Here is a 232-nt window from a genome sequence, read left to right as displayed (position 1 = left end):
AATCTCGCCATTAAACTCATCGCGAGTCTGCATCTTGATTACCGCTGCATCCAAATGATCCGTTCCTAAATATCGATAGTCAAGCGTTCGCTGACTCTCAATCTGATGTCCTTGTCTGCGCAGGGCAGCGACGCCTTTCCAGATGCTTTCGCGACTGACCTTTAAGCGCTCCGCCAGCTGACTGCCTGAAATCCATTGCTGCTCATTAAGCAAGAAAATTTTAAGCAGCTCA

The 232-nt window shown here is 48.3% G+C and carries 1 protein-coding gene; it reads right to left on the bottom strand.

All coding sequences use genetic code 11. From position 1 onward, the window contains the following. Positions 1 to 232 (bottom strand): HTH domain-containing protein (locus LJE08_RS14575; protein ID WP_227403660.1); only part of this gene is annotated, 232 nt, incomplete at both ends.

The organism is Holdemanella sp. DFI.5.55 (assembly GCF_020593575.1).
Classification (GTDB): domain Bacteria; phylum Bacillota_I; class Bacilli_A; order Erysipelotrichales; family Erysipelotrichaceae; genus Holdemanella; species Holdemanella hominis.
This window is presented reverse-complemented; position numbering and strand designations above follow the sequence as displayed.